The sequence below is a fragment of the Bacillus sp. AY2-1 genome, assembly GCF_008368965.1.
Classification (GTDB): Bacteria; Bacillota; Bacilli; order Bacillales; family Bacillaceae_G; genus Bacillus_A; species Bacillus_A thuringiensis_S.
Window position 1 is genome coordinate 1 of record NZ_QPEL01000255.1, and the last position, 7368, is coordinate 7368.

Here is a 7368-nt window from a genome sequence, read left to right on the forward strand (position 1 = left end):
CAGGCCCTTTCTTTCTATTATATTATGCATTTTGATTAATGACAGTATAGTTTTTATGACTTACAACTGTAAGAGGTTCCATATCTAGTTCTCTAAAATTCTTCATAATTGTTATATCAACAATAACAGAGTTTTGATTTACTTTTTGAACACGGCCTTGCATTCCACCTTTAAATTCGATGATATCTCCAGTTTCTGCGATCTGCATAAGCAACTCTCCTTGTTACAGTTTTCCCAAAAAAAGAATAAATTTGGGTTTTTTTATTTCCTCCTATTTTGAACCATATTTCCTACTTTGTAAATGTTTCCAAAGTAAAAATTCGAAAAAAATTCACTTTTTGTAAGAAAATATGTAGAAAATCCATGTTATTTGAAAAAATAGCAAAAATGCGGAAATCTTTATATCGAGGTATAATGAAAAAGTAGAATAACCTGCTGAAGTGGGAGAAATTAGAGGCGGTAAAATGATGTTTGAATTTGTGGGGAGTGTTATAGCTTTAATTTTATTTTTATTTTCTTATATGCATTTAAAAAAGATTCGTCAATATGATACGAATACATATTTTGATGGGATGGATGGTACCCATGCTTCGATAACACATGATAGTGGTGGGGAGATGTAAAGGTATATAACTTTCTTTTCTTGCGTGGTATGATATTTAGAACTAGTGCATAATAGAGTTCGTAAGTGATGAATGGAGAGTGAAAAGAATGAAGATTTCTTTTATTCGTCATGGTTGTTTAGGTCGTATAAGAGAACCGATGACAATTAATTCATTTCACGAATGGATGAAACAGTATGATTCCGAATCAATGATACAAAAAGCTAAAATGCCGATAGAAACAATAGAGGCAATTGAAGCAGCGAAATTTGTCTTAACAAGTGATCAAAGGCGTGCTGTACAATCAGCAGCTGAATTGACAGATTCTTTATCTTTTATGCAAAATTCTCTTTTTAGAGAAGCTGAAGTTCCTTCATGCTTTTTTGCTCCGAAGTGGTTGAAATGCACAATTAAGGTATGGATGTTCATTGGACGAACATTATGGATACTTGGCTACCATAAAGATGTTGAGTCTTATAAGGAAGTAAGAGAGAGGGCAAGGCAAGCGGCTTACCTGTTACATCGTTATGCTCTCGTACATGGAAGTATTGCTCTTGTAGGTCATAAGTATTTTAATTCGATGATTGGAACGGAGCTGAGGGCAATGGGATGGTCTGGTTCTCCTATTTTGCATAGAAAGCCATGGGGATGTACAACATATACGTTTCACGAGGCGATGGATGGAAATATATTAAATACGAATTTAACATAAAAGCACACGATTTATATAAATCGTGTGCTTTCTTTTTAAGATATAGAAATTTTGACGTTTAATGTTTTTACGAGATGAGCATAAGGTTCGCCTACTAGCATAACAATTTCATCTTTTTTATAACCTAACTTTTCGTATAGTGAATAGGCGCGTGTGTTTTCTAAATTAACAAGTAAAGCGATTTTTTCATGCCCTTTTTCAGTTGCATAGATTTCGGCAGCTTCAATTAATTTAGAACCTATACCTTTTCCGCCGTGTGCACTTGAAACTGATAATGTATCAATGTAATACTCATCAAGCTCAGCTTCTTTTTCTAACGTAATTGATTCATCTTTATGTAATTCTCTTAAGTGATGTACAATTGGTGCGTCAAGCTGTGTTGCTTCACTACCGTGATAAGCGACAATAATTCCAACTGCACTCTCGTCTTGTTCATAGACAAAACAGTTTTCGTAGCTCAGACGGTTATTTTCTTTTGAGAACCATGTCTCAAGTCCTAGTAATACTTCTGCTTTAACTGTGCTACCTGTGATTTTTTCAGCAATTTCATGCAGAGCATTATACAATAAAGGAGCTATTGCCAGTGCATCTGTCTTTTTTGCTTTCCGAATCATAGTATCCCTCCTAGTTCTATTTGTATATTGTAGCATAGTGGTATGGAACTTTGCATAATTGAATGCCGAAATGTTTGATATAGAGAAGTAGCTATGTTAGTATATGATATTTAGTGGACATATAGTAAAACGATATTGTTTGCGAAATAACGAAAATAAAATCATGGCATAACAACGAGATAAAATGAAACGTTAATCAGTAAGACTTTTGTTCATTCCACGACTGATTAGTAGCCAACACCAATCGGACCGCCTGCAAATAGCGGGATAATTTTACAGTTGTTGACCTATAGAATATACGATAAAATAAAATATTGCAGAGAGGTGAAATACATGGATAAAGAATTAGCAAATACAATTTTAGATCAGCTGAAAAATGGTGAAATAACGGAGTATGTTGTTACGAAAGATGTATTTTATACGTTCAGAGAAGTTGTTGTAAATAGAGAAGACTTTAAGCATTTCATTGGTAACGCACAACGAGGCGGGCAAGTGATTTATACATATTCAGAAACGCCACGTTCATAAAGGGGAATTTTGATCAGCAGGGCATCCCTCACTGATTAGTAGCCGACACCAATCGAACGTTTAATGCGGGATAAATAAAAGATAAAGGAGAGGGGAATTATGGGCGATTTTAAACAAGGCATTTTACCACATTGGGATTATATGTGGAAAGATAGAGCCGGCAATAGATTTATGGGAATGGTTATGTATCCAGAGAAACGAAAATGTTCAGCAAAAATGCTTCAGAAAATAAAAAGAGCATATGAAGAAGCGATAGAAATTAAAGTAACTGTACAAGTTCAACATACATATCAGTACGTAGAAGGAATGATTGTATACTTTGATGAAGAGGCTCCTGTATGTACAATGCTTGATAAAGATGAAAATCCACATCACATATTTGTAAAAGATATTTTGCGTATTGAGCACTCTGAATAAACTTTTCATAAATAAATTGAAGTTCCATAATAATAATCTTTTTCTATAATAGTTATCTTTTAGTATGTAACGAAAAACGAAAGTATATGTATAATATATTTAATAAGGTAAATTTGATAAATGTAATCGTTTTTTAGAGCAGATTATAGTTTCATATCTGTTCTTTTTTGCGTGATGCTGGAGAAATATATTTCTTCAGCATCTACCGTTTTATGACAAAATATATTGTTAACTTTTTTTAAAATAAGATTAAATTCGTTGACAACTTTTTTGAAAAGCACTTTATTGACATGAGTTTTAGAATGTTGTTTCATAGTCATTGTATTGAAAAAAAACGGCTATCATGTCGAAAAGTAAAAGTTAAAAAAAGAAAGAATTTATACATATATCTTGTGTCTTATTTTGAAACGTAATACAATATATAGAGAAATCAAGAACAACATATAGAGAATATAGATTTGAGAGGGAGGGTCGGAAATGTTAGTTGCATATGATTCTATGACAGGAAACGTGAAGCGTTTCATTCACAAATTAAATATGCCGGCCGTTCAAATTGATGAAGATCTAGTAATAGATGAAGACTTTATTCTTATTACGTATACAACAGGTTTTGGCAATGTACCAGAACGTGTTTTAGACTTTTTAGAGCGCAATAATGAAAAATTAAAAGGCGTATCTGCAAGCGGCAATCGTAACTGGGGAGACATGTTCGGTGCAAGTGCTGACAAGATTTCTACTAAATATGAAGTGCCTATTGTATCAAAATTTGAGTTATCTGGAACAAATAACGATGTAGAATATTTTAAGGAAAGGGTGCGGGAGATTGCGACACATTGAACTGAATAATGAAATCACGCAAATGCAGGACGGTTTTTATCAGCTTCATAAAGATAAAGAGGCATTAGAAGTCTTTATGGAAGAAGCTAGAGAGAATACCGTTCCTTTTAATAGCGTGGCAGAGCGAATGGAGTATATGAAAGAACATGATTACTATTACAACGTTCTGGACGAGTATAGCTTGGAGGAAGTAGAGGGAGTATATAACATCGCTTATGGTGAAAACTTCGAGTTCCAATCTTATATGGCAGCATCTAAGTTCTACAAAGATTATGCGTTAAAAACGAATGATCAAAAACAATACTTAGAAAGCTATGAAGATCGTGTAGCAATTGTGTCATTATACTTAGGACGCGGTGATGTTTCGAAGGCAAAACAATTCGCAAGCATGATTGTAAAACAAAACTACCAACCAGCGACACCAACCTTTTTAAATGCGGGAAGAAGCAGAAGAGGAGAAATGGTGTCTTGTTTCTTGTTAGAGATGGACGATAGCTTAAATTCAATTGGTTTTAACATTAATACTGCGATGCAATTATCGAAAATCGGCGGGGGAGTAGCCTTAAACTTATCTAAGCTACGCGCACGTGGTGAGCAAATTAAAGGTATCGACAACGCTGCAAGTGGTGTAGTGCCTGTTATGAAATTGCTTGAAGATTCGTTTTCATATGCGAATCAGCTTGGCCAACGAAAAGGTGCCGGCGCAGTATATTTAAACATTTTCCATTGGGATATTATTGAATTCCTTGATACAAAAAAAATAAATGCCGATGAGAAGAGCCGTATTCAGTCTCTATCAATCGGAATTATCGTTCCAAGTAAGTTCTTTGAGCTTGCTGAGAAAAACGAACCTTTCCATGTTTTCGCGCCTTATACGGTTTATAAAGAATATGGCAAGCATTTAGATGATATTGACATTGATGAAATGTACGATGAATTAATGAGCAATCCGAAAGTGAAGAAGAAGCCACTAGATATTAGTGCACGTGATATGCTTATTAAAATCGCTATGATTCAGCTTGAGTCTGGTTACCCATACTTAATGTTTAAATCAAATGCAAATAATCAACATCCATTGAAGGATATTGGAACTGTGAAGATGTCGAACTTATGTACAGAAATCTTCCAGCTTCAAGAAACTTCAGAAATAAATGATTACGGTACAGATGACATTATCCGTCGTGATATTAACTGTAACTTAGGATCGTTAAATATCGTAAACGTAATGGAAAATAAAGAAATTCGTGAAGCAGTTCATGCGGGAATGGAAGCTTTAACAGCTGTTTCTGATATGACGATTATTCCGAATGCACCAACTGTGAAAAAAGCAAATGACGAGCTTCATTCAGTTGGACTTGGAGCAATGAACTTACACGGATATTTAGCAAAAAATAAAATCGCTTATGAAAGTGCAGAAGCGAAAGAATTCGCTCGTACATTCTTTATGATGTTAAATTACTATTCTATTGAGAAAAGTATGGAAATCGCTACAGAAAAAGGCGAGACATTTAAAGACTTCGATAAATCTGATTATGCGAATGGCACATACTTCGAAAAGTATGAAACGACAGATTACAGCCCAGTAACTGAAAAAGTTCAGCAACTATTTGAAGGAATTCATATTCCGACAAAAGAAGATTGGACAAGTTTAAAAGAGCAAGTGCAAAAGAATGGTTTATACAACTCATATCGTCTTGCCATTGCTCCAACACAATCAATCAGTTACGTTCAAAATGCAACTTCAAGCGTAATGCCGATCGTAAGTCAAATCGAATCAAGAACATATGCGAACGCGACAACATATTATCCAATGCCGTATTTATCAAAAGATACGTTCTGGTACTATAAATCTTCTTACGATATGAATCAGTTTAAATTAATTGATTTAATCGCAGAAATTCAAGAACATATTGATCAAGGAATTAGTACAATTCTTTACGTTAATAGTGATATTTCAACACGTGAATTAGCACGTTACTACATCTATGCACATAAAAAAGGCTTAAAGAGTCTGTATTATACGAGAACACGTAAATTAAGCGTGGAAGAGTGTGTGGCGTGTACCGTTTAATGGCATATTGCCATACTAAATGAATAACCCAATAGTATGAGCAGGGTTATGAACCCTGCTCATACTTGGTTTGTTCTACTAAACGGTTAGCTTTTCATTGTTAGATGGAAATTTAACCGTTCAGTAGAACAATAATAGATATAGGGGTGATTCAATGCGCGCTGTTAACTGGAATAAAAAGGAAGATGATTTCAGTTTAATGTTTTGGAAGCAAAACATCGCTCAGTTTTGGACAGAAGAAGAAATAGCGGTTTCGTCTGACAAAAATACTTGGGTGCAATTATCGAAAGAAGAGCAAATTGCTTATAAGCGTGTATTAGGTGGTTTAACACTTTTAGATACGAAACAAGGTGGCGAAGGAATGCCACTTGTACTTGTTCATCTTGAAAATTTACAAGCGAAAAGTGTATTAGCTTTCATGGGAGCTATGGAAGAAGTACATGCGAAAAGTTATAGTCACATTTTCACAACATTAGCTACAGAAGAAGAAATTGATGATATTTTTGACTGGGTAGACAATCATCCGTTACTTGAGAAAAAAGCTGGTATTATTACTAGTTACTATCGTCGTTTATTAAAGCCTGAAGTAACGAAAAAAGAGTTATACATGGCAATGGTAGCAAGTGTGTTCTTAGAAAGTTACTTATTCTATAGTGGATTCTTCTATCCGCTTTACTTAGCTGGTCAAGGTAAACTGACGGCAAGTGGTGAAATTATTAACCTTATTATCCGTTAACTTATGGCGGCTTTTGGTAGAGATACCAATTGAAAAACCCTTTTAATTGCTGGGACCCCCTATTGTAAATTTATCTGTATTATTATTGATGAATATATGCATTCAGGTTATTCTCTAACTATCAATAGATGGAAAGGAGAATAGCTGATAGGGCAATCAGCAGCGAAGCCTTTATCTAGCGATAACATGTACGGAAGTATCAGACATCGAAAACTGTATAGACAGTGGTGGGTGCGATACGTAGATAAAGGAACGTTCAACGACTATCCCAATGGCGGTGAAATTCCGCAAGAGGAGTAGGGCCAAGCGGTGGGTGAGAATCCCTTAAATCGAAATGGAGGGCTACCTGAGAAGGTAGATGATATAGTCTCTTCTTACAGGAAACTGTAAGCTGTATAAACGGCATAGGAGTAGCGAACTTATGTGAAGGTAAAGGATGAGTCAATTCACGGCGTATTCGTCGGTATTTTAGCACAACAAATCTTCGCAGAACTTTCTGCAGAAGAGCAACAAGAAGTGCAAAAAGAAACACAAGAGTTATTAATGGAACTATATGAAATTGAAATGGCCTATACAGAAGAAATTTACACTTCTATCGGTCTTGTAGAAGATGTAAATCGTTTCGTTCGTTACAATGCGAATAAAGGGCTTATGAACTTAGGACTTGAGCCGAAGTTTGAAGAAGAAGAAATTAACCCAATCGTTTTAAATGGTTTACGTACAGATACGAAAAACCATGATTTCTTCTCTGTAAAAGGAAATGGTTACGTAAAAGCAACGAACGTTGAAAAGTTAGCTGACGATGACTTCGTGTTTAACTTTTAATATAGGATTATAAAGAAAAGCTGTCT

8 protein-coding genes and 3 pseudogenes are annotated in these 7368 nt (G+C 34.9%); 9 read left to right on the plus strand and 2 right to left on the minus strand.

Annotated features, from left to right (window positions below; translation table 11 throughout):
- Positions 1-22: 22 nt before the first annotated feature.
- Positions 23-208, minus strand: coding sequence for a YkvS family protein (locus DN403_RS29925; RefSeq protein ID WP_001165082.1), 186 nt, complete (start codon positions 206-208; stop codon positions 23-25).
- A gap of 259 nt (positions 209-467) precedes the next feature.
- Here DN403_RS29925 and DN403_RS31480 point away from each other — a divergent pair, with 259 nt between their 5' ends.
- Both DN403_RS31480 and DN403_RS29930 read left to right on the plus strand, forming a co-directional pair.
- Positions 468-623 (plus strand): hypothetical protein, encoded by a 156-nt coding sequence (locus tag DN403_RS31480; protein WP_002083105.1) that lies wholly within the window; start codon positions 468-470, stop codon positions 621-623.
- An 88-nt stretch (positions 624-711) separates the two neighbouring features.
- Positions 712-1314 carry a phosphoglycerate mutase gene (locus DN403_RS29930; protein ID WP_000703092.1) on the plus strand — a complete coding sequence of 201 codons (603 nt, stop codon included), beginning with the start codon at positions 712-714 and terminating at the stop codon, positions 1312-1314.
- 35 nt (positions 1315-1349) lie between these two features.
- Here DN403_RS29930 and DN403_RS29935 read toward each other — a convergent pair whose 3' ends face one another.
- Complete coding sequence (locus DN403_RS29935; RefSeq protein ID WP_000619541.1) at positions 1350-1928, minus strand: GNAT family N-acetyltransferase; 579 nt, start codon at positions 1926-1928, stop codon at positions 1350-1352.
- Between the two features lie 333 nt (positions 1929-2261).
- On the opposite strand from DN403_RS29935, the gene DN403_RS29940 reads away from it, so the two are divergent.
- The 7 genes and pseudogenes from DN403_RS29940 to DN403_RS29975 form a co-directional block, all read left to right on the plus strand.
- Positions 2262-2456 carry a hypothetical protein gene (locus tag DN403_RS29940; RefSeq protein WP_000356686.1) on the plus strand — a complete coding sequence of 65 codons (195 nt, stop codon included), beginning with the start codon at positions 2262-2264 and terminating at the stop codon, positions 2454-2456.
- Between the two features lie 99 nt (positions 2457-2555).
- On the plus strand, positions 2556-2873 hold the full coding sequence (locus DN403_RS29945; protein ID WP_000502199.1) for a hypothetical protein: 318 nt from the start codon (positions 2556-2558) through the stop codon (positions 2871-2873).
- A 477-nt stretch (positions 2874-3350) separates the two neighbouring features.
- Entirely contained in the window at positions 3351-3710 is a 360-nt protein-coding gene (nrdI, locus tag DN403_RS29955; protein ID WP_000959447.1) for a class Ib ribonucleoside-diphosphate reductase assembly flavoprotein NrdI, read from the plus strand.
- Positions 3697-5781 carry a class 1b ribonucleoside-diphosphate reductase subunit alpha gene (nrdE, locus tag DN403_RS29960; protein ID WP_001215843.1) on the plus strand — a complete coding sequence of 695 codons (2085 nt, stop codon included), beginning with the start codon at positions 3697-3699 and terminating at the stop codon, positions 5779-5781. Before nrdI ends, nrdE begins: the two co-directional genes overlap by 14 nt.
- 154 nt (positions 5782-5935) lie before the next feature.
- A pseudogene (locus tag DN403_RS29965) lies at positions 5936-6514 on the plus strand (ribonucleotide-diphosphate reductase subunit beta); the annotation flags it as partial.
- Between the two features lie 201 nt (positions 6515-6715).
- Positions 6716-6817 (plus strand): annotated as a pseudogene (locus DN403_RS32255) (nuclease); the annotation flags it as partial.
- Positions 6818-6946: 129 nt separating this feature from the next.
- Positions 6947-7342, plus strand: a pseudogene (locus tag DN403_RS29975) (ribonucleotide-diphosphate reductase subunit beta); the annotation flags it as partial.
- Between the last annotated feature and the right edge of the window lie 26 nt (positions 7343-7368).